This window comes from Pseudoalteromonas sp. KG3 (genome assembly GCF_030436385.1).
GTDB classification, from domain to species: domain Bacteria; phylum Pseudomonadota; class Gammaproteobacteria; order Enterobacterales; family Alteromonadaceae; genus Pseudoalteromonas; species Pseudoalteromonas prydzensis.
This window is the reverse complement of the sequence record NZ_CP098524.1, coordinates 587,282-608,155: the sequence shown is the minus strand read 5'-3', so window position 1 is coordinate 608,155 and position 20,874 is coordinate 587,282. Positions and strand designations below refer to the sequence as shown.

Sequence of the window (20,874 nt, the reverse complement as noted above, 5' to 3'; positions counted from 1 at the left end):
TTACGCTTCTTGAGCCGCAATAGACACATCAAACACACCCGCAGCGCGTGCAGCATCCATTACTTTGATTAAGGTGTCTGTAGTGGCTTTTTTATCCGCTTGGATAACCACACTACCTTGCGGGTTCTCTGCTTTTAAACGCTCAATATTCGCTTGTACTGCACGTACATCTATTTGACGTTTGTTGATCCAAATTTCCCCTTTGTCAGAGATCGCCACTAAAATATTAGCGCGTTCTTTTTTAACCGCGGTTGCGGCTTCAGGGCGGTTCACATCAATACCTGCTTCTTTTACAAAAGAGGCTGTAACGATGAAGAAAATAAGCATAATGAAGACAACATCAAGCATAGGCGTCATGTTAATTTCTTCTGCTTCATCTTCTTGAAAAAGGCTTCCTAATGGGGCTCTCATTTTATTCTCCTAATTGTATGTGGCTGTCGCCACATACTAAAATTGTTGTTTAATGGTCTAAAACCATGCTGTCTTCAAGTAATGCCACTTCACGTTTCGCTTTACGCTGTAAGTAAGTTGAAGCAAATACACCCGATAGCGCACCGACCATACCGGCCATAGTTGGAATAGTCGCTTTAGATACACCTGATGCCATTGAACGTGCACTGCCCGTTCCAGTAATTGCCATCACATCAAATACTTCTATCATCCCTGTTACCGTACCGAGTAGACCAAGCAAAGGACATAAAGCAACCATCACATTGATCAACGCTAAATTGCTATTTAACTTCATCCCAGCGCGAGAAATCGTCGCTTGGCGAATTTGCTCGGCATTCCAGCTATTACGCTCTGCTCGAGAAGTCCAACTACTTTTCACTGCATGTTTGTAACGACGAAAACCATTAAAGAAATAAATAAATCGCTCGAGTATCAATAACCACATCGCGAAGATTAACACTCCGATGACCAAGAGAACTTGGCCACCAGTGTCGAGAAAATCACGGATAGCATTGATTGAGTCAATCAATAGCACCATGGGTTACGCTCCCTTTTCGCTACGCTCAGCGATAATACCCGCACTTTGCTCTTGTAAAATAAGCAGTAAGTTCTTTGAACGAGTATTAAGTAAGGTGTATAAAAATACCGTCGGTATAGCCACAACCAGACCTAGAACCGTTGTTACAAGTGCTTGCGAAATACCACCAGCCATTAATTTAGGGTCACCAGTACCAAATAGAGTAATTGCTTGGAAGGTATTGATCATACCGGTCACTGTACCCAGTAGACCGAGCAGCGGGGCAACCACTGAGATAATTTTGATAAGCGTTAAGTTACGCGTGATTTTTGGCATTTCACGTAAAATCGCTTCGCTTAATTTAAGTTCAAGCGTGTCATAAGCGACATCTGTATATTGATCTTTGACTTTCATTACACGACCAAGTGGGTTGTCATCACGCGGCACAGCATCTTTAAGTTGACGACGAATTTTGCCTCCCATCAACATCAGTGAGATAAAGCGCTCAATTGCGATAAGTAATGCCAGTAAACCAACACCTAAAATCACATAACCTACTGCGCCACCTTGATGAACTTGCTCTGTAGTATCAGGAGCTTGAACTAATAAACCAAGGATAGAGCCACCGGTTGGGTCAAGTGCAAATTGCACCGTACCAGAACTTGCCTGTTGTAAATCACTGGCTGTTGACGTGTAACGACCAACCGGCTGACGAGTCAGTTCACTAATTGTGTTTGTTGTGGTGTTGTACTCAAGGTATTTACCTTGTGAAATTAGGTTAAACGCACCAACACGAACCACTTCCTGCTTCGCTTTGTTACCGCCTTCAACAATCACATCGGTAGTAAAGCGTGATACTTTGCCTTGCTCAGTCATTTCACGTTGTAATTCAAACCACACTTTCTCGATGTCTTCGATTGACGCAAGTTGCGACGTCGAACCCATTTTTTGCGCCAAGTCATCCATAAATGCACCACGTCCTGGTATCTGTGCAGACACCACTGAGGTAGCAAATTTATTACTTGAATCACCAGCCACTTGCTGTAGCACACCAAATAACTCTTTTAATGAGCCCATGCGCTTAGATAATGTATCAGTCAGGTTAGCCAGTTTGATCTCGTTTTCTTCAAATTGAGTTTCTAACCGCTCTGACTCGCTAAGCATTTGATTGCGCTTAGCTTGCGTGTCTTTTAGAGTCTGGACTTGTTCATTTTGACGAGCTGCAAATTCTTGCTCACGTTGTTTGTTTTGTGCAGATTGCGCTGATTTGCCTTGCTCAAGGGTTTTTAATAGTGAGTCTAAATCCATTGCATCTGCGGCAACGCTATTACCAACAAAGCCCAGTGTGGCGCTTAATAAAGCAATTTTGGTCATTTTTGTGAAAAGTTTCATTTTAACCTCTTATTCCGCAGCGTGTACTGGCAGTGTTAACATATCTGGGGCAAGTTGCTTACGTGCAATACGTAAACCTTTACTAATTTGGCTGATGGTTGAATCATCAAGGGCAACAAACTGTTTGCTGGTTGCGTCCCATGTGCCCGCTTTTTTACCATCGCGAGTAAGGTAAATTAGCTCTAAACGACCAATGCGTAAAAAGTCTACTTCACGCTCTTTACCATCAACATTTAATAACGCGGTATACGCTTCGATAGTGCGGCCGTAATCAACTTCAACTTGATAGGCTTCTAAAACACGGCGGAATTTTTCACTTGAATTAATGTCAGCACGATTCATCATGTCTTTTAAAGATGCGATACGCTTTTCACGCTCGTCCGTTAAAAATGGCACATCAAGCGCAACAAATTGCTCAAGGCCAGTGATCATGCGTAACATTAATGGGGTAATTTGACGCTCAATAATAGAAACCTGATCCATTGATTGGTTAATAGCTTCCATTTCACTGATTTGATTACTAAGCTGTTTGCTTAGTTGCGCGTTATAAACAGTTAAACCATCAATTTCTTTATTGAGAGTTTTAAACTGTTGTAAACGCCCTTGCATTGAATCTGCAATCTTGTCTATTTTTGTTTGTGATTGCGCAGCTGATTGATTAATTTCACTGCTTTTATCGATAACCTTATTTAGATCATTTGCTTGCACTGTCGCACTCATGGCAACAATACTAGCTAATATCAATGGTTTAACGCCTTTCATCGCATACACCTTTACTCGTTAAATTAGCGGATTTGCTAGTTGCTTTTATCAATGACCGAGATTCTATAGGTGAAAAATGACAAAGGTGTTGCGCTAAAAAGTCTGTTTTATGACAAAGGCAATAAATAACACCAATTGCAAAGTATAAAGCAGTGTTAGCTAGGTAAGTTGGCAGAGCTGAAAGTACTATCTGATGAGGTAATTAGGGGGATTTTTACAAGGCAAGTACACTACGAATGCGAGCTATGACCTGTTCCGCATCAGTATAATTTATAGCAATAGCATAATACTGCTGCTTATGTAGCAGTATTAATGAAGGAAAACCTTGCGCTGGAAGTTGCTGTACATACACTAGCTCTTGTTGAAACTGCTGTTCAAGTTGTGCACTTTGCAACAAGCTTAAAAATGCGCTGCTGTCTATATCCAGTTGCTGCGCAAAACGTACCAGCGTACTTATATCGGAAGGATTTTGTGCCTGCAAGTAATAGCCCTTTTGAATGGCTTCAAACATTGCTTGTTCTTTATTATATTGTCGCGCGGCGATCACCGCCCTACAAGCAGGGTATGTGCTGCGACGAGGCTGGCAATGAGTCCAAAAATCAAAATTAAAATCAGCCCCTGTTTCAGCGGCAATACGCCGCCAAGTTTTCTGTAAAAAGAGTTGCATATCTTCCGGCATTGGCTGATCTGAATCAGCGGCAAGCCCACCAACTTTATAAATGATCTCAAGCTCATCAGCTAACGCCGCTTGAATTCTTTGCCAACATGCTTTAAAGCCTCAACACCAGCTACACATTGGGTCATAAACATAGATAAGCTGAGTGTTATTATTCATTTATTCACCTATTAGTCATTACTCAAAACAGCGTATACTAGCCCTTTCATTAGGCGTAATATAAGTATTTGATGGCCAAAATCATGGCCATAGTTATCATTTATACTTTAAAGCGTAGTACCATTTTCTCAAGCTCATCAAATTGCTGTTTTAAGCGCGTACATTCTGCCAAGGTATTGTTTAAGTTTAGCTGACCTTGTTGTGATAACTCACTTATTGTATGAATATCGTTATCTAATGATTGAATAACCTCATTCTGCTCTGTCGTTGCATTGGCAACACCATGATTTACGTCATCAATGGCTTTAATTGCCGTTGTTACTGCCGCCATTTTATCGCCAGCGACATGTGCTTGTTTTACGCTATTGTCGCTTTCTACTAAACTGTCTTTCATCACCTTAACAGCACTGGCAGAGCCCTGTTGTAATTGACTGACTGTGTTTTCAATCTCTTGTGTTGATTGTTGAGTACGATGAGCCAGTTGCCTTACTTCATCTGCAACGACGGCAAACCCGCGCCCAGCTTCTCCCGCACGTGCAGCTTCAATCGCAGCATTTAGTGCAAGTAAATTAGTTTGTTCACTCACTCCTTTGATCACCTCAAGTACCTGGCCGATACTTGCCGAGTGCTCAGCGACATGACTAATAATGTCCTGTGCTTGGCGCATATTTTTAGAAAGCACACCGATGGCATTAATATTATCGTTTAACGAGCCTTGGCTTTGCTCCGACTGTGTATTGGCATCGGTTGCAAGCGAGGATGCATGGCTCGCGCTGCTGGAAATTTCCACTGCACTGGATGACAACTCATTAATGGCTGTGGCAACACTGTCTGTACGTTTTGTTTGATCGCTATACATACTTAATGTTGACTGCGTTTGCTCAACTAAACTTTCCACTGAACGCTCTAGTTCCACGGTAGTGGTTTTAACCTGGTCGATAGAGGTGTGAATTTTATCTATAAAAGCATTAAAATAGCGTGATAGCTCACCAAATTCGTCATTATTTTCAATGTCTAAACGACGAGTTAAGTCCCCTTCACCTTCTGCAATATCTTTAATTGCATCGCTTAAACGCTGCATTGGCCGCATTAAGTAACGTAGTGAAAATTGCATCATCAGAATAATCGCGATAATCCCTATCAACATATAGATTGCAGCCATATTTCGAAATGAAGCTACCGATGAAAACGCAATATCTTTGTTGATCACAACCCCTAAATACCAATCAACATTCTCAATACCTTTAATACGCGTGAATGAGACTAAATGGTCATCGTTGTTAAATTCAAGCTCAACGAACTCAGGCTTTAATGGCAAACTTTTACCAAACAAACTCGCCATGTTCTTATCATTAAAATCAGTATTAGGGTGACTTAAGATACGGCCATTACTGTCGAGTAAAAACCCATAACCAAACCCTAAAAAATCAATCTCATTGACTATTTTAGTGATTGTTTCCATATCAATATCAGCCCCCGCGACACCACTAAAACTGCCATTATTTAAAATCGGCGCGACCGCAGAGATAGTCAGTTCATTGGTGGTTACATCAATGTAAGGGGTGGTAAAAGCTGTGGTGGTTTTGTTTTCAACTAATTTATACCAAGGCCGGGTTGTTGCATCGTAATCAGCAGGTAGCACCACAGTTTGGAGTTTGGTCATTAAGTACAAATGTTCCATCAGGCTTGCCTATGTAGGTATTTTTAAACTCGCCCGCCATTTCTGCCGTGTTTAGCTGGCTGAGCGTTAAAACCTTAGTATCATTTTGTTGATGGGTTTTCGCCACCGACTTCACTATGGCGAGTTTATTGTTGAGCCAATTAGCAATATTTTGAGAAACTGATTGCGAACTTTCTTGTAATACCAAAGACAGTTGCTGCTGTGTTTGTGTGCGCATTGAAATAAAGTTATTGACTGTAAATAACCCGAGCACCAACACAAGTACAACTGACGCAGCAATAGTTACCTTAGTGGTAAATTTAAGCGAGCTTTGCATTACATACCTATTTTTTTATTATTGTTAGCAAGTTACTTTTAGCAAAAATAAGGCTCTTTGTCTTATTTATTCGGTAATAGTCGCTATATTACGGACAAAAACACGACAAAAGCATGATAAATCCTGCAAAACTGAATAATATACACGCGACTGATCAGTGCAGGTTAATCTGCAAAATGTGTCTTTATGACCATCAAAAACAAAAATCAATTTAAAACCTTATCGCACAAAACTGTGACAAACTGGATCGTTCCATCAGGTTTATAATATCGCGCTATTGAATACGTATTCAGAAGCAAATAGCTAAATTACTGTATTTATGAAAAATCAGGAATTAACTTTAAACTCTGGGGAATTGTTGGCGGGAAGTGAAACAGCAAAACGCATTAACAGTATCGTAAATGCGTTTTGCAATAGAACTGACAGTCAATTAATTTACTATTTGTTGCCACTTATTAGTAAGCTTGACAACATTCAGCCCATACCACGCGATAAAAATATAACACAATGCTGGCACGATAAAGCTGATCTGAATATTCACAACATCCGCAACCACGCCTTGAATTAACGGTATTAATGCTCCACCCACTATAGCTAAACACAACCAACCAGAGCCTTTACTCGTCAATGATCCTAATCCTTGGATTGCCACTGAGAAGATCGTAGGGAATAATATTGAATTAAATAAACCAATAGATAGCACCGCATACAATGCAATATTACCTTGGGTGAAAATAGTCACTAGCAGTAAAACAATGACCGCAATCGCGTTAAATGCAATGGCTTTTGAAGGGGCTATTTTTTGCAACAAGGCTGAACCGATAAACCGCCCTACCATTGCGCCGCCCCAATAATAAGCAATTAAAGCAGCGGCTGCATGCTCTTCTAAACCGGCGATATGGGCTTCTCCAAAAAAGTTAACTAAAAAACTACCTATGGCCACTTCGCCACCTACATAACAAAAAATTCCCACAACCCCCATCACTAAATGTGGTGCTTGGGTTAATGAGTGCCCTTTTGCTTTACAATCAAGTTCTTCTTTATGTGATTTAATTTCCGGTAATTTTAAAAAGGCGAAAACCACTGCAATGGTTAATAACGCAGCGGCTAAAATTAAATACGGAACCTTCACGGAATCAGCTGTGGCTGCGGTGGCTGTAAGCGAGCCCGCTGCGCCAAAAAATAAAATCCCCCCAACGTATGGACCAACTGTTGTGCCTAATGAATTAAGCGCTTGAGCTAGATTTAAACGTGAGGACGCTGTTTTTTCAGGACCAAGGGCGGCAACATAGGGATTAGCAGAGACTTGCAAAACGGTAATACCACCAGCAAGTACAAATAAAGCAGTTAAAAACAACCAATACTCATGCACAACAACCGCAGGGTAAAACAACATACAACCGATAGAAGCAACAATAAGACCGCTCAGTACCCCATTTTTATAACCAAATTTATTCACTAATATGCCAGCAGGAAGTGACACTATAAAGTAAGCCCCAAAGAAGCAAAACTGTACTAGCATCGCCTCTGTATAACTTAACTCAAATACCCCTTTTAAGCGTGGGATCAGCACATCATTTAAAACGGTAATAAATCCCCATAGGAAAAACAGGGTCGTCATTGCAGTTAAAGGTAACAGGTAATTTTTATTTTGCTGCGACTGTTCGGTGACAAAGCTTTTATTTATATTTATTTCACTCACGTGATTTTCACTCCATTAACAAGTTGCAATTGATTTTACACACTCTAAAAAGAAGATCACATATTATTACTTGGATCGTTCCACGAATATAATTACATACTAAAGCCCTGAATAAGTATTTACACCCGTGATAATTCACTATTAGTTTGCTTTCACGACAATGAATTTAGATTAATTAGTTCTCTTTTCTGCAAGCTGCAAAATGGTTGCTATAATTTAATTCGCCAATTGTGTTTTGAGATAGGAACTCGTATGAAGCAAAAATTACTTGCCCCGCTGTTTGCAATAGTATGTGTGTTTAGCAGTTATAGTTATGCAGATCAGTGGCAGTATAAAATTGAACCTTATTTGATGTTGACGAGTATTGATGGCGACTAAAGTATTGGTACAGTAGACGCACCCTTGGCAGTAGATTTTGTCACCATTTTAAATAATCTCGATAGCGCCTTTATGCTACGATTTGAAGCGTTTCACCAATCTAATTGGGGAGTCATGGCTGACTGGGCGTATATGGATTTAAGTAAGTCGCACCAACAAGCCAAACTCGGTGTATTCAATGCGCGGGTTAGGCAAGGTGTGCTTGAAGTGGCTCTCGCTCATAAACAATCAAGTCCAAGTGTTGGGCAGTGGATAAATTACGTAGGCCTTCGTCGCTGGGATAATACATATCAATTTGACCTTGAACCAAACAATTTTCCACAAACAGCACTTGTAGATAGAGATGAAGACTGGATCGATATTATTCTGGGTTTTAAAATTGATAAACCCATTAATAACAACTGGCTGTTTAGCACCTCTGGGGATATTGGCGGCTTTGGTCTGGCAGCTAAATTAACCGGTAGCTTAAAATTAGGTGTTAGTTACCATATAAGCGATGAATGGGATGCCTCCTTGTTATACAAAGGTACGTATGTTGACTACAACACTGGAGATGAAGCAGATCACAGTTACTTTAGTTACAAAACAATCACCCATGGGCCGATCATCAGTGCCAGTTATCAATTTTAACCGTCAGCATAAAAGTGTCATTGCGACACTTTTTGCCACTTCATTTTATTATTTGTATCACGGCTTTGAATGATAGTTGCATCACAGCTTGCTATACCACCAAGTTTTGCAAGGCGGTCATAGAGCACCACATTACAAGTTGCAGCTAAATTCATACAGCCAATAGTTGGAATATAGACAACTTCATCACACCATTTCAGGACATCTTTACTGATCGAGCCATCTTCTGGGCCAAAAATATAAAATGCATTTTCAGGATGAACAAACTCAGGTAATGGCGTAGCCCCTTCAATTAATTCAATCACCACTACGGTCGCACCTTCAGGCTTAGCTAATGCTAGGTCGGTCACACTCGTTAAAGGAATACGTTGGACTACATTTTTAGTATCAGTATGAAATTTTTGGGCATTTAAATATCGCGTACCAGTGAAGAACACTTGCTCAGCGCCATAACATCCAGCGGCACGCAGTACGGCTCCCACATTGCTTGGGCTTTTAGGATTGATCAAACCAATTTTTGCTGTCATTAATCGCAATCCTTCATTGGCCATTGAGCAACATATAAGTCAAAGTCATCAAAATCTACATCACAATCTTTTACAGTTTTACCTTGCACTGAAATATCAAGCTGATGCATTTTTTCTTTACTACCATTATTAAGTAACGGGTGCCATGAGGCCAGCCCTCGCCCTTCATGTAAGCGTCGATAACTACAACTTGGCGGCATAAAGAAAATACTTGCTAAGTTCTCTTTGGTTAATTTGACACAACTTGGCACCAGAGTTTGACGATTTGCATAATCACTACAGCCACAGCTTTGCTCGTCTAAATACTGGCAAGCAATGCTAGTAAAAAGCAGCTCTTCACCTTCGCGCAGTTGCTCTGTTACAGTGAATTCATCATCATATTCACTGTCAATTAATGTATTCAAACAACATTTACCGCAGCCATCACAAATGGCTTCCCATTCATTTTGTGACATTTGCTCGAGTGATTTTTTAAGCCAAAATTGGTTTTCTAACATAGTTAAACTCAGCGCCCCATTGAGCGCGCATTTTAACGTAATCAACAACGGCGCGCAAAGCACAATAGCAATACGCGCCGTTTTAACTACTTATTGCTGCTTTTCAACCCAACGTTTGATCTTTGCTTCTAGAATTGGCATTGGCAGTGCACCGTCAATCAGTATTTGCGTATGAAATTCTTTAATATCGAATTTATCGCCCAACACTTGTTTGCAGTAATCGCGCAATTCTTGAATTTTAAATTGCCCTAATTTGTAAGACAGTGCTTGGCCAGGCCAAGCAATATAACGCTCAACTTCTGCGGTAACATCACTCAAAGCCATTGAGGAATTAGCAAGCATATAGTCAATCCCTTGCTGACGAGTCCAACCTTTGGCATGAAAGCCAGTATCAAGCACTAAGCGCATAGCACGCAATTGTTCATCAGATAAACGGCCATACCACATATACGGATCGGTAAATAAGCCCAACTCTTTACCTAAACTTTCGGCATATAAAGCCCAGCCTTCGGCAAATACAGTGTAACCACCAAATTTACGAAACTCAGGTAATGATTCGACTTCTTGCTGCAAGGCAATTTGAAAATGATGCCCAGGCGCTGCTTCATGAATAGAGAGTGTTTCGAGTAAAAATTTTGGCTGCGCTTTTAAATTGAAGGTATTGATATAAAAAATACCAGGTCGAGAGCCATCTGGCGCAGGTGATTGATACGACGCTCCAGCGGCTGATTCAGCTCGAAAATCTTCCACCGCCTTCACAATATAATCAGCTTTTGGCACTATGTTAAACAATTTAGGCACACGTGCGTCAATCTTTAACTTTACGGCTTCATAGGCCGCAATTAATTGCTCTGGCGTATCAAAATAAAACTCATCAGAATCACGTAAATGAGTGAAAAATTCGCTTAAATCGCCTTTAAAGCCTACCGTTTCCTTTACTGTTTTCATCTCATTAAGGATACGCGATACTTCCTTTAGACCAATTTCATGAATTTCATCTGCAGATAAACTCAAGGTGGTGTTTTGCTTTATTTGGTATTCATACCATGCCTTACCATTAGGTAAATCACTATAGCCGACTGTTTCACGACTATTAGGAATATACGTCGTGGCTAAAAACTCACTCATTTTTGCATACGCAGGTACTAGTTGTTCCATGATAAGCGCACTGTACTGCTTAGTGAGTTGTTGTTTTTGTTCAGCACTAAAATTAGCAGGCAGCTGCTTTATCGGGCTATAAAAAAGTGATTGTTCTGCACTGGTAACTATGTGCGCTTGAAACTGTGGTAATAATTTTTCTGCAAGTGCTTTTGGTAATACAATCCCCTGCTCTATACCTTGACGCATTGCCTCTTGCACTGATGATAACCAAGTTACAAAACCTTGGGCACGGCTAATGAAGTTTTCATAGTCTTGAAAAGTTTCAAATGGTTGTGCGCTTTGTGCTGAGCCTAAACCGGCAAAATCATTATGCGCTCCAGACATTTGATCAATAGGAAGTAAATAACTTGGAAATTGAAAGCCTTCGATTGTCAGGGCTAAATCTCGTTCGAGTATTTCGTAACTCAATAACGCTTGTCCCGTTAATTGCTGCTTATTTATACTAGCTAAACGTTGTTGATAATCTTTATAAAAAGCCTGTTGTGTGGCTCTGTTTTGTTCACTGATCGGTGCTATAAATTGATTGTCATATTGACTGTAACCAATATATGTAGCAAACAGTGGGGAAAATTGCAGTGACTCAACAAAATACTGCTCTACCAATGTATTTAGTTGTTGGTTTGCGTTTTGTGTCGCTTGCGTAGTTACTGCTGATTGCTTAAGTTCATTGTTATTAGTTGTATTTGAACATCCAGCTAATGCGCTGAGTACACCAGCAACAAGCAAGGTTACCTTAAATTTATTCATAATTTTCCCTGAGTGTAAGTAGTGAAGGGATTATGCGACTTTCCATTGCTTAAATAAAGAAAATACGCCAGTTAGCGCGTTTTGTTTACAGCCGAAAAACTGCTTGCTACATTGCCATATTAAATAATCAACAATTAGAAAAACAATGAATAAATTATCATTAGCTACTGCTGTCAGCTTAGCATTTGTCAGTGCTTTTAACGCCCATGCAACCACATACATTAGTGCCAAAGCTATGCTTGATGTGAATAATGGCAAGATAATTAATGCTCCACTGATTCAAATCGATGAAGGTATTATTACTAAAATAACGAAAGGTAAAGCACCGCAGCTGCAAGCTGGTGATCACCATATTGAACTTCCCGAGCTTACGCTTGTGCCGGGCTTAATGGATATGCATGTGCATTTAACCAGCGATCCGACCGTACCGCGCAGCGAGCGCATTGGTCAATCAATTCCACGCAAAGCAATTAAAGCAGCTTACTTTGCCGAAAAAACCCTGATGGCTGGATTTACTACATTACGTAACGTGGGAGCTGAAGGTTATAGCGTAATTGCAGTGCGTGATGGTATCGAATCCGGCGACATTATTGGCCCACGTATTTGGGCTGCCGGTCCATCACTAGGGGTCACTGGTGGACACTGTGATAATAACCGCCTGCCCCCTGAAATGAAATATACCGCTGAAGGTGTTGCCAATGGTCCTTGGGCAGTGCGCGAAAAAGTCCGTGAAAACATCAAATACGGTGCCAATGTTATTAAGTTTTGTGCCACAGGTGGCGTGTTCTCAAAGGGCACAAAAGTCGGTATTCAACAATATAGCCAAGACGAAATGAATGCGATTGTTGATGAAGCCCATATGCGCGGCTTAACCGTTGCAGCTCATGCACATGGCACCAGTGGCATAAAAGCAGCGATTGTCGCCGGTGTAGATAGTGTTGAGCATGTTAGTTTTGTTGATGATGAAGCAATCAAGCTTGCCAAAGAAAAAGGCACTTGGTTTTCAATGGATATTTATAACACGGAATATACCTTAACCTATGGCGAGCAAAATGGCGTTGCTGAAGAAAACCTCGCAAAAGAGCGCCAAGTTTCTAAAAAGCAACGTGATAGCTTTAGCCGCGCAGTAAAAGCGGGCGTAAATATGGTGTTTGGTACCGATGCCGCCATTTACCCCCATGGTGATAATGCAAAACAGTTTGCTCGGATGGTTGAATTTGGCATGACACCATTGCAAGCTATTCAAGCAGCCACGATCAATGGCGCAAAACTGTTAAAAGTTGAAAACCAACTAGGGCAAATTAAACCAGGATTTGCAGCAGATATCATCGCAGTTAAAGGCAACCCTTTAGAGAATATTACGCTTTTAGAAAATGTTGAATTTGTCATGAAAGCTGGAACAACTTATAAATAATTATTGAGAGGGGCTGATGCCCCCTCACTAAGCTTAAGTTGCACAGCCCATCAATGTGAATCAAGTGAAAACAAAAGGTTAGCAATATATAGTAAAATTAATAATTTGCCTTTATTAGGTAATTAACACCTGAAATACAAATGCAACACATTATCATTTCGAAAAACAATTCAATGATAACGATTATGACAACGCATAAACTTTCACTACTTACCCTCGCCTGCTTAACGTCTTACAGCTCTTTAGCTGCAGAGCAAGCTGACATGGAACATATCTCGGTTTACCAAAAACAAAACCATGTTGTACTAAATTCAGGTTTAGCCACTAAGTCTGATATGTCGTTAATGGAAACACCGGCACCAATCGTGGTGGTTGACCAAGAACTGATAAATTCACAAGGTGTAGATAACTTACAAGATTTAGCCCGTAACATTAGTGGCGTAACGCAAGCCGGAAATAACTATGGTATTGGTGATAACTTAGTGATCCGTGGCCTAGGTGCAAATTATACTTATGATGGTATGTATGGCGGTGCAGGACTTGGTAACACATTCAATCCAACTCGTTCACTAACCAATGTTGAAGCTGTGGAAGTTCTCAAAGGCCCTGCCACAGGTTTATATGGCATGGGTAGCGCGGGTGGTGTAATAAATCTAATTGAAAAGAAACCACAGTTCGATGCCAAGCACACAGTTCAAGCAGAAGTCGGCCAATGGAACAGCTACTCGCTTTCATTTGATAGTACAGATGCAATGTAAGCGCGCATTTAAGCAGTGCGCTTAGCTATAATCGAAGTCTAGCTGCACATTCCACGGCATTAGGTCGGTAAAATCATCATCACCCTCATCTCGATTCGGCAACGTTTTAAATAAATGCACAAAGTAGTAATAAGGATTGATGTCATTGGCACGACACGTCATCACAATACTATAGAGTGTGGCGCTTGCTTGGGCACCATTAATTGACTTTGAGAATAGCCAGTTTTTCCTACCAGTGGTAAACGGCCGAATATCTCGCTCAGTAATATTATTATCAATCCCTAGTTCGCCATCTTCACTATATCGCATTAATTTCGGCCATTGATTAAGTGTGTATTTTATCGCTTTGCCAATATAACTCCCCGCCGTTACTTTACCTTCGGCTTCATCAAGCCACGCTTTAAAGTGCATTAATATGGGTAAGGCTTTTTCTTGTCGTAACTGATACCGCGCTTGAGGGGATAACTGTTTGTTTTTAGCCTGGGTTTCCAGTTTATATAATTGGCTGATAAAGCTGATGGCTTTATGCGCTCGACCTTTGTTTTTCGACTCTGCTTTTAAGGCATCGTTATATTTGCGTCTAGCGTGTGCCCAACAACCAACAGGGGTAATGCCTTCAATACCGTCATAAACACGGTAACCGTCGCACTGTAAATAGCCTTGATAACCGGCAAGAAATTCTTTTGCGCAAGCGCGACTTCGACCTGCTTGGTAATCGTAAATCACGACAGGCTCATGGCTAACCTCATTGCTGCGATAAACCCACATGTAGGAATTGCTGCTAGGATTGTCACCTTCATCTAAGACTTGTGTACGGGTTTCATCGGCACATAAACTGTGCTCATTAAGCAAGTGACGTTGCATGGCTGCCACTAAGGGGCTGATTAGCAGGCCCGCTTTAATACACCAATTAGCTAATGTTCCGCGCGATAGTTCAAGGCCGCCACGGCCCAGTATTTCAACGAAACGATAAAGCGGTAAGGCATCGCAGTATTTGCCTGTCACAACCGCCGCTAATGCCTCGGGACTGGCAATACTCCCCGGTATCGGTTGTTTAGGTTTAGGCGCGGTGATGATTTTACTGGTCAATTGTTCATGCTCGCAATGTCTGCAAGCATATTTAAATTGTTTGTGCTTAATGACGCTGACTTTCGCCGGAATAATTTTAACTTGTTCGCTGTCTTCACTACCACATTGATGTAGTTGCTCACCGCAACACTGACACGTTAACTCGGTTAAGGTGTGCTCAACCTCTTCTCGTTCAAAGTGCTCAGCCAGCGTTTGTTTGCCTTTCTTATGGTGTTTAGGCGGCTCAGTCGTTTTATGCTGCTCCGCTTCATTGAAGGTGCCCCGTGGGGCTTTTTCACTTTTTTTACCGTATTTTTGGGATTTACTTAACTTAAGCTCAGCAAGCAAGTGGTCAATCCGCGATTGCATTTCAACCTTATCTTCTTGTAAAGCATCAAGCTTAGCCTGCATAAGTGCAAGCTGATTTTGTAGTTCGGTGATGAGAATAGTGTCTGGCATTTTAATAGCATGACACATGGGAAAGATCGTTCAAGTAAAAAAAACGATCTGATTAATTTACATCACCGATAACCCCGATAAAGTCGGGTGCCGTGTTTGATTACTGACCGGTAACCCTGATAGCAACCACTGTAATTGGCGTTGCTCGATGCCCATAGCCGTGTGTTCATTAGTCTGTTTTGGCCACTGAAATCGTCCTTGTTCTAAACGACGATAATAGAGCCAAAAACCGTTGGTATCCCAAAATAAAATCTTTAATTTATCGCGTTGTTTATTACAAAAAACGAACCACGCTTGGCTTAAAGGATCGAGAGATAGGGTATCGCTGACAATAATACTTAGGCCATTGATTGATTTGCGCATGTCGGTGAACCCCGTGACCAAGTAAACTTGGTGTGTGCAAGGTGTCACAGTACGCTCAATAATTTGGCTAGCGTTTGGTTAGCTAATGTCGACTCGAAGTCTATTTGATAGCCGTTTGGTGTGGTGAGTTTAATGATTGAAGGTTGCGTAAAGGCTTGCTCATGAATAACAAACGGGATCACCTGTTGCTTTTTAACCCTTACCGTTTCATCAGAAAGGCGTTTACGCCAAACATAGAAAGTCGATGCGTTAATGTTGTTATCACGACAAAATTGAATGGTGGCTAAACCACTCGATTTTTGCTGCTCAAAAATGCCTTGCCAGTGTTTTATTTTTTGCTGTTTATTCATAATTACCTCAGGTTAATATGCTGAGTAAATTATGCATAGGTGCCATTAACATTGGTATGTGGGGCTAATTACGCGCTTACGATGCAATCACCGATAACCTAGCTTATAGAGTTAACGCTAAAACCGCTCGCAGTGACGGCTACCGCGATTTAAAAGATGACCGTGATGAAATCTACACCGCATTAAAATATGTGTTCAATGACCACCAAGATATCATGATCTCAGCCGCTTATATCAAGGATGCCATTGCAGTTGATTCCATTGGCCACCCTATCCGTATTTATAATGCGCAGTCGGTAAATGGTAAAACCGCCGGCCAAGTAACTGCGGATGATTTAATCAATGATCCAAGCACTGCAGGGCTGCAATTATCTGATGCACAGCGCCAACAACTCGCTAATTCACTTGCAGCGTCTGATGGCTTAACCCCGTATAAATTTGGTCATCGCGGTATTATCTCACCGATGGCAAAAGATAATGAAGGTGAAGAGCTGCGCTTTAAGCTGACTCATAACTATTACCTCACTGATGATTTATTTTTAAATCAACAACTACAATACCGTAATTATGAATCGAGTTTTGCCCGTCAAACCGGTGCCTATAACTATGTGTATTGGCAGCGCAACGGGGTTATCAATGCAGATCCTCGCGCACCGCTGGTAGTTGATGATGTGCTTTACCCATTTGCAGCGCGCAGACAAGAATATCGCCAAGTCGAAGCGGATGAAAAGTCGTGGCAATATTTTGCAGATCTACGCTATGACTTTAGCCTAGGTGATATAGAAAACGAATTCTTAGTTAATGCCAACTATGAAGACCGTGATATTCGTTTTACCCAATACTCTATCTGGGATAAAGACTACACCTTAAAAGATAAAAATGGCGCTATTAGCTATCAAGGTGCTTTACCTTATATTTTAGATATCCGTAATCCTAATTGGGGTGATGGACAGTTCACTGATTACGATCCGCTAAAAACCAGTAACTACAATAAGAAAGTACAAGCATGGGGCTTAGGGCTGCAACATGTAGCCTACATTCACGATACTTTTACGACGAGAATAGGCGTTGCTTATAACGAAATTACTCAAAAGTATGAACACTTAGGTGTCGATGCGCGATATCGTGCCAGTGCCGCAGCGGCAACCCCACAAGCTAGCACATCAGATAACGGCTTAACCTATAATTTAGGAGCAACCTACAAACCAACTGATGACTTGTCTATTTTCATTAACCATTCTAAGGGCCGCACCGCGTATAGCGTTTTAGGCTCGGTGGCAGGCAATGAGGCCGACCGCGATGATGCAGAGTCACTCAGCACTGACTTAGGTATCAGAATGAAAGGCTTTGACGATCAATTACTCGCCTCACTAGTTGTATTTGATACCGCAAGAACTAACTTAGAGTATGCAAACCCTGCCTTTGATGACACAAAACCCGATCCAACAATTCCTGAACGCTTTTTTGATGGTGAAGAAAAAACGAAGGGTGTAGAGCTTGATTTAAATGCCTATTTAAATGAGCAATGGAAAGTCAATATCAACGGTGTGTATCAAGATGCACGTGAGCAGAAAAATCCAAATGTGAGCACATTTGCTGCACGTCAAAAAGGTGTGCCTTATGTAACAGCAAGCACATGGTTAACATACAGTGCTCAGTGGTTTGAACTAGCCCAGCCACTAAAAATAAGTGCCGGTGTTAAATACGTGGATGATCGCAGTACAAACTCATCATCATTCGGCATTCCTGATGGTTATGTACCAAGCTATACCATTTATGATGCAGCACTGAGTTACAACACCGATAAATGGGGTATACAGCTCAACTTAAACAACCTGTTTAATAAAGTGTATTATTCAAAAGCCATGTTTTTGGGTGGTATGCCAGGCGAAGAACGCAATGCAAAATTAACCTTAAGTTATAAGCTTTAAAGTAATGAAATAAAGCGCACAAAATGCTTGTGCGCTTTTTTACGTTTACATAGTGACGACTATACGGCCATTGATCTCACCTTTGAGCATATCGTCAAAAATGTCATTAATATCCTCTAAGTGCTTTTCTTCAATTATTGCTTTAACCTTACCTTGGGCTGCAAACTCTAAGCATTCTTGTAAGTCTTTACGAGTGCCAACAATAGAACCCACGACTGACACGCCATTTAGCACAGTATCAAAAATAGGCAACGGCATATCCTCTGAGGGTAGACCCACTAATACACACTTGCCACCACGGCGAACACTTTTATATGCTTGCTCAAATCCCGCTTTAGACACCGCAGTACACACCACGGCATGGGCGCCACCTACTTGCTCAAAGATAGCCTCACTCGGCACGCATTCTTTAAAGTCCAGTGTGATATCAGCACCTAACTCTGTTGCTAGAGCTAGTTTCTCTTTGCCAGTATCAACGGCAATCACATTTAAGCCCATGGCTTTTGCATATTGCACTGCTAAGTGACCAAGACCACCTACGCCAACAATGGCAACCCACTGCCCCGGTTTAGCGCCTGATACTTTTAAAGCCTTATAAGTTGTAACACCAGCACAAAATAACGGCGCGGCCTCTGCAAAACCTAAACCATCAGGAATTTTAACCACATAATCACCATGCGCTAAGCAATACTCTGCATAACCACCATCAACTGAATAACCGGTATTATGCTGTGAAAGACATAAGGTTTCTTTGCCATCTAAACAAAATTCACAATGACCACACGCACTATATAGCCACGGGATACCAACACGATCTCCAACTTGTAAATGAGTGATATTGCTACCTAGTTGTTCGATTACTCCTACGCCCTCATGGCCCGGCACTAAGGGCATTTTAGGCTTTACTGGCCAATCACCATGACAGGCATGTAAATCCGTGTGGCACACACCACATGCGGCAATTTTTACCAGCACATCATTCGCCCCTACAGTTGGGATGGGTAAATCTGTAATTTCTAAACGGCCTTTGTATTGAGTATTAATTGCAGCTTTCATATTTATTCCTTCGTTGGTGAGAGAGTCTTATCATTAAGAATCGGGGGTATTCACTGTTGTTTAAGATACAACTTACTCTAATATAACTGAGCAAATATTAATCTACATCAAACTTTGGTAGTAAAATTTTATGCCTCGGTAGATCTTAATGGTTAATCCTACTCTAAAATCTTGCTATCGCGTTCCAGCGTGCTAGCATAGCTTTCATTATTTATTGAAACTTGAGCAGCAATGACATTATCAGATAAGAATTTTGCTTTTGTAATGCACTGTGGTGAGATGGGTAGCCGTTGGGGCTTCAATCGTACTATAGGGCAAATGTGTGGGCTATTGATCATCACTAAAGAGCCTATGACAGCAAATGAAATAGCCGATGCCTTAAGCATCTCTCGTGGTAATGTCAGCATGGGGATCAAAGAACTGCAATCGTGGCGTTTGATAAAAGTGCATCATATTCCTGGTGACAGAAAAGAATATTATGCGCCAGCCGGTACTATTTGGGATATGGCAAACCGCGTATTCGAGGAACGTAAAAAGCGTGAAATCGACCCTACTCTCAGTTTACTCAGAGATAATTTGCTTGAGCCTGCAACCAACGACGATGAAAAGTTTGCGCAACAACAAATGCATGAAATTCATGATCTACTCGAAACTGTCACTAAATGGTCTTCAGAACTACAACGCTTAAGCCCTGAACAACTGCAAAGCTTAATGAAACTAGGCTCAGGTATCGGTAAAGTACTCGACTTTAAAGACAAGATATTGAAGAAGTGAATAAGAGTTCAAAAATTCTTACTCTGTGCAGCGCGAAGCGTCTTTGTGTTCTCTGTGGTGAATAAATAGATAAGTTGTTCCTGTAAGCTCGCAGATAAATAATTCATTTAATCGTACATTTAATTGTAACTTGATAAGCAAAGGGGCAAAACAACTTGCCCCCTGATGACTAAAATTATACGTCAACACCACCTAGCACCTTGTCTAGTTGCATTTCTGTCAAAACACGATCTTGGATAGGTTGTTTAGCTGCGTTTATTTCATCTACACCCCAAACTAAACCAACTGCTGTGCGTGTTGGGCGTTTACCTTTAGGCATGTCTGCTAGCGCTAAATAGGCATCTACCACCATTTGTGGATTAGGCGCTTGATCGCTCTGCATAAATTTACCGAATTCCTCGAACATAGCAGTAGGAATGTTTGCCAATTCACCGTAGCTGTCCAGTATGTCTGTGCGTGATGGTTGTTGTCCTGAAGCACTTAGACCTGTAGGGAATGGCCCTGGTTGTACGATGGCGACATCGATGCCGAATGGTGCTACTTCGTAGCGTAAACCTTGGAGGTAGCCTTCTAAAGCATGTTTTGTCGCTGCGTAAGTAGAGAAATACGGCGCTGAAATTTGGCCAACCATTGATGAGGTATTGATGATCAGGCCAGACTTAGCTTCACGCATCGCAGGCAAAACTGCCAGAATAGTACGCATAGCGCCATAGTAGTTGGTTTCCATCTGCTCGCGAGCTTGATCAATGCTAAATGCTTCTGTAATGCCAAGATACATTACGCCAGCATTGTTTAGTAACACATCAATTTTTCCCGCTTTATCTAGCACACTCGCAATGGCGGTTTTGACAGAATCGTCGTTAGTAACATCCATATCAACAACCTGAATAGAATCGCTATACGCTTCTAATTCGGCTTTAACTGCAGCGTTTTTGCCTTCAGGGCCGCGCATAGTAGCGAACACTAGATAGCCTTTATCAGCAAAATCTTTTACTGACTTTTGACCAAATCCACTGCTACTACCTGTGATAACGATGCTTTTTTGTGTTTCGTTCATTATTCTTTCCTATTTGCTTTGCCTAATTAAATACCAGCCGGTACAAAAA

At 41.3% G+C, this 20,874-nt stretch carries 19 protein-coding genes and 2 pseudogenes; 6 read left to right on the top strand and 15 right to left on the bottom strand.

Going from position 1 to position 20,874, the window contains the following annotated elements:
* The 7 genes and pseudogenes from NDQ71_RS21260 to NDQ71_RS21230 all read right to left on the bottom strand — a co-directional run bounded on the left by NDQ71_RS21260 (position 1) and on the right by NDQ71_RS21230 (position 7,655).
* On the bottom strand, positions 1–411 hold the full coding sequence (locus NDQ71_RS21260; RefSeq protein ID WP_064664908.1) for a biopolymer transporter ExbD: 411 nt from the start codon (positions 409–411) through the stop codon (positions 1–3).
* A 49-nt stretch (positions 412–460) separates the two neighbouring features.
* A complete protein-coding gene (locus tag NDQ71_RS21255) occupies positions 461–988 on the bottom strand; it encodes a MotA/TolQ/ExbB proton channel family protein (RefSeq protein ID WP_064664909.1) in 528 nt (175 codons plus the stop codon).
* A 3-nt stretch (positions 989–991) separates the two neighbouring features.
* Positions 992–2,359: a MotA/TolQ/ExbB proton channel family protein gene (locus tag NDQ71_RS21250; protein WP_192541032.1), complete on the bottom strand. Its 1,368-nt coding sequence runs from the start codon at positions 2,357–2,359 to the stop codon at positions 992–994.
* 9 nt (positions 2,360–2,368) lie between these two features.
* Positions 2,369–3,121 carry a DUF3450 domain-containing protein gene (locus NDQ71_RS21245; RefSeq protein ID WP_192541031.1) on the bottom strand — a complete coding sequence of 251 codons (753 nt, stop codon included), beginning with the start codon at positions 3,119–3,121 and terminating at the stop codon, positions 2,369–2,371.
* Between the two features lie 214 nt (positions 3,122–3,335).
* Positions 3,336–3,800, bottom strand: coding sequence for a DsbA family protein (locus NDQ71_RS21240; protein WP_367318016.1), 465 nt, complete (start codon positions 3,798–3,800; stop codon positions 3,336–3,338).
* A 256-nt stretch (positions 3,801–4,056) separates the two neighbouring features.
* Positions 4,057–5,953: pseudogene (locus NDQ71_RS21235) on the bottom strand (methyl-accepting chemotaxis protein).
* A gap of 430 nt (positions 5,954–6,383) precedes the next feature.
* The gene (locus NDQ71_RS21230) at positions 6,384–7,655 is read right to left on the bottom strand and encodes a sugar MFS transporter (RefSeq protein WP_192541030.1); all 1,272 of its coding nucleotides are present in this window, start codon (positions 7,653–7,655) and stop codon (positions 6,384–6,386) included.
* Positions 7,656–7,907: 252 nt separating this feature from the next.
* Between NDQ71_RS21230 and NDQ71_RS21225 the strand changes: the two genes are divergently transcribed.
* Both NDQ71_RS21225 and NDQ71_RS21220 read left to right on the top strand, forming a co-directional pair.
* On the top strand, positions 7,908–8,033 hold the full coding sequence (locus NDQ71_RS21225) for a hypothetical protein (RefSeq protein WP_263973416.1): 126 nt from the start codon (positions 7,908–7,910) through the stop codon (positions 8,031–8,033).
* Between the two features lie 24 nt (positions 8,034–8,057).
* On the top strand, positions 8,058–8,663 hold the full coding sequence (locus NDQ71_RS21220; RefSeq protein WP_192541029.1) for a hypothetical protein: 606 nt from the start codon (positions 8,058–8,060) through the stop codon (positions 8,661–8,663).
* A gap of 17 nt (positions 8,664–8,680) precedes the next feature.
* Here the strand turns inward: NDQ71_RS21220 and NDQ71_RS21215 are convergent, their stop codons facing one another.
* From NDQ71_RS21215 to NDQ71_RS21205, 3 genes are all read right to left on the bottom strand, one after another.
* On the bottom strand, positions 8,681–9,190 hold the full coding sequence (locus NDQ71_RS21215) for an RNA methyltransferase (RefSeq protein ID WP_192541028.1): 510 nt from the start codon (positions 9,188–9,190) through the stop codon (positions 8,681–8,683).
* Positions 9,190–9,687: a YcgN family cysteine cluster protein gene (locus NDQ71_RS21210; RefSeq protein ID WP_192541027.1), complete on the bottom strand. Its 498-nt coding sequence runs from the start codon at positions 9,685–9,687 to the stop codon at positions 9,190–9,192. The genes NDQ71_RS21215 and NDQ71_RS21210 overlap by 1 nt, the downstream gene beginning before the upstream one ends.
* Positions 9,688–9,777: 90 nt before the next feature.
* The gene (locus NDQ71_RS21205; protein WP_192541026.1) at positions 9,778–11,595 is read right to left on the bottom strand and encodes a DUF885 family protein; all 1,818 of its coding nucleotides are present in this window, start codon (positions 11,593–11,595) and stop codon (positions 9,778–9,780) included.
* 145 nt (positions 11,596–11,740) lie between these two features.
* Between NDQ71_RS21205 and NDQ71_RS21200 the strand changes: the two genes are divergently transcribed.
* Positions 11,741–13,009 carry an amidohydrolase family protein gene (locus NDQ71_RS21200; protein WP_192541025.1) on the top strand — a complete coding sequence of 423 codons (1,269 nt, stop codon included), beginning with the start codon at positions 11,741–11,743 and terminating at the stop codon, positions 13,007–13,009.
* A 185-nt stretch (positions 13,010–13,194) separates the two neighbouring features.
* Positions 13,195–13,764, top strand: a pseudogene (locus NDQ71_RS21195) (TonB-dependent receptor plug domain-containing protein); the annotation flags it as partial.
* 24 nt (positions 13,765–13,788) lie between these two features.
* Here NDQ71_RS21195 and NDQ71_RS21190 read toward each other — a convergent pair.
* The 3 genes from NDQ71_RS21190 to NDQ71_RS21180 are packed head-to-tail and all read right to left on the bottom strand — an operon-like array spanning position 13,789 to position 16,007.
* Complete coding sequence (locus tag NDQ71_RS21190; protein WP_244453981.1) at positions 13,789–15,294, bottom strand: IS66 family transposase; 1,506 nt, start codon at positions 15,292–15,294, stop codon at positions 13,789–13,791.
* 57 nt (positions 15,295–15,351) lie between these two features.
* Entirely contained in the window at positions 15,352–15,657 is a 306-nt protein-coding gene (tnpB, locus tag NDQ71_RS21185; RefSeq protein WP_179808175.1) for an IS66 family insertion sequence element accessory protein TnpB, read from the bottom strand.
* Positions 15,658–15,701: 44 nt separating this feature from the next.
* On the bottom strand, positions 15,702–16,007 hold the full coding sequence (locus NDQ71_RS21180; protein WP_179808177.1) for an IS66 family insertion sequence element accessory protein TnpB: 306 nt from the start codon (positions 16,005–16,007) through the stop codon (positions 15,702–15,704).
* A 215-nt stretch (positions 16,008–16,222) separates the two neighbouring features.
* Here NDQ71_RS21180 and NDQ71_RS21175 point away from each other — a divergent pair, with 215 nt between their 5' ends.
* On the top strand, positions 16,223–17,938 hold the full coding sequence (locus tag NDQ71_RS21175; protein ID WP_301562692.1) for a TonB-dependent siderophore receptor: 1,716 nt from the start codon (positions 16,223–16,225) through the stop codon (positions 17,936–17,938).
* Between the two features lie 45 nt (positions 17,939–17,983).
* Here NDQ71_RS21175 and adhP read toward each other — a convergent pair whose 3' ends face one another.
* On the bottom strand, positions 17,984–18,994 hold the full coding sequence (adhP, locus tag NDQ71_RS21170; RefSeq protein WP_192541023.1) for an alcohol dehydrogenase AdhP: 1,011 nt from the start codon (positions 18,992–18,994) through the stop codon (positions 17,984–17,986).
* A 231-nt stretch (positions 18,995–19,225) separates the two neighbouring features.
* On the opposite strand from adhP, the gene NDQ71_RS21165 reads away from it, so the two are divergent.
* A complete protein-coding gene (locus NDQ71_RS21165; RefSeq protein WP_192541022.1) occupies positions 19,226–19,768 on the top strand; it encodes a MarR family transcriptional regulator in 543 nt (180 codons plus the stop codon).
* 175 nt (positions 19,769–19,943) lie between these two features.
* On the opposite strand, the gene NDQ71_RS21160 is transcribed toward NDQ71_RS21165, so the two are convergent.
* Positions 19,944–20,825 (bottom strand): SDR family oxidoreductase, encoded by an 882-nt coding sequence (locus NDQ71_RS21160; protein ID WP_145235631.1) that lies wholly within the window; start codon positions 20,823–20,825, stop codon positions 19,944–19,946.
* Between the last annotated feature and the right edge of the window lie 49 nt (positions 20,826–20,874).

Coding starts and splice junctions, on each gene's coding strand:
- NDQ71_RS21175 (WP_301562692.1), top strand. CDS start 16,223: ATGATCTCAGCCGCTTATATCAAGGATGCCATTGCAGTTGATTCCATT.
- NDQ71_RS21210 (WP_192541027.1), bottom strand. CDS start 9,687: ATGTTAGAAAACCAATTTTGGCTTAAAAAATCACTCGAGCAAATGTCA.
- NDQ71_RS21200 (WP_192541025.1), top strand. CDS start 11,741: ATGAATAAATTATCATTAGCTACTGCTGTCAGCTTAGCATTTGTCAGT.
- NDQ71_RS21215 (WP_192541028.1), bottom strand. CDS start 9,190: ATGACAGCAAAAATTGGTTTGATCAATCCTAAAAGCCCAAGCAATGTG.
- NDQ71_RS21260 (WP_064664908.1), bottom strand. CDS start 411: ATGAGAGCCCCATTAGGAAGCCTTTTTCAAGAAGATGAAGCAGAAGAA.
- NDQ71_RS21240 (WP_367318016.1), bottom strand. CDS start 3,800: ATGCCGGAAGATATGCAACTCTTTTTACAGAAAACTTGGCGGCGTATT.
- NDQ71_RS21165 (WP_192541022.1), top strand. CDS start 19,226: ATGACATTATCAGATAAGAATTTTGCTTTTGTAATGCACTGTGGTGAG.
- NDQ71_RS21205 (WP_192541026.1), bottom strand. CDS start 11,595: ATGAATAAATTTAAGGTAACCTTGCTTGTTGCTGGTGTACTCAGCGCA.
- adhP (WP_192541023.1), bottom strand. CDS start 18,994: ATGAAAGCTGCAATTAATACTCAATACAAAGGCCGTTTAGAAATTACA.
- NDQ71_RS21160 (WP_145235631.1), bottom strand. CDS start 20,825: ATGAACGAAACACAAAAAAGCATCGTTATCACAGGTAGTAGCAGTGGA.
- NDQ71_RS21250 (WP_192541032.1), bottom strand. CDS start 2,359: ATGAAACTTTTCACAAAAATGACCAAAATTGCTTTATTAAGCGCCACA.
- NDQ71_RS21255 (WP_064664909.1), bottom strand. CDS start 988: ATGGTGCTATTGATTGACTCAATCAATGCTATCCGTGATTTTCTCGAC.
- NDQ71_RS21190 (WP_244453981.1), bottom strand. CDS start 15,294: ATGCCAGACACTATTCTCATCACCGAACTACAAAATCAGCTTGCACTT.
- tnpB (WP_179808175.1), bottom strand. CDS start 15,657: ATGCGCAAATCAATCAATGGCCTAAGTATTATTGTCAGCGATACCCTA.
- NDQ71_RS21225 (WP_263973416.1), top strand. CDS start 7,908: ATGAAGCAAAAATTACTTGCCCCGCTGTTTGCAATAGTATGTGTGTTT.
- NDQ71_RS21180 (WP_179808177.1), bottom strand. CDS start 16,007: ATGAATAAACAGCAAAAAATAAAACACTGGCAAGGCATTTTTGAGCAG.
- NDQ71_RS21245 (WP_192541031.1), bottom strand. CDS start 3,121: ATGAAAGGCGTTAAACCATTGATATTAGCTAGTATTGTTGCCATGAGT.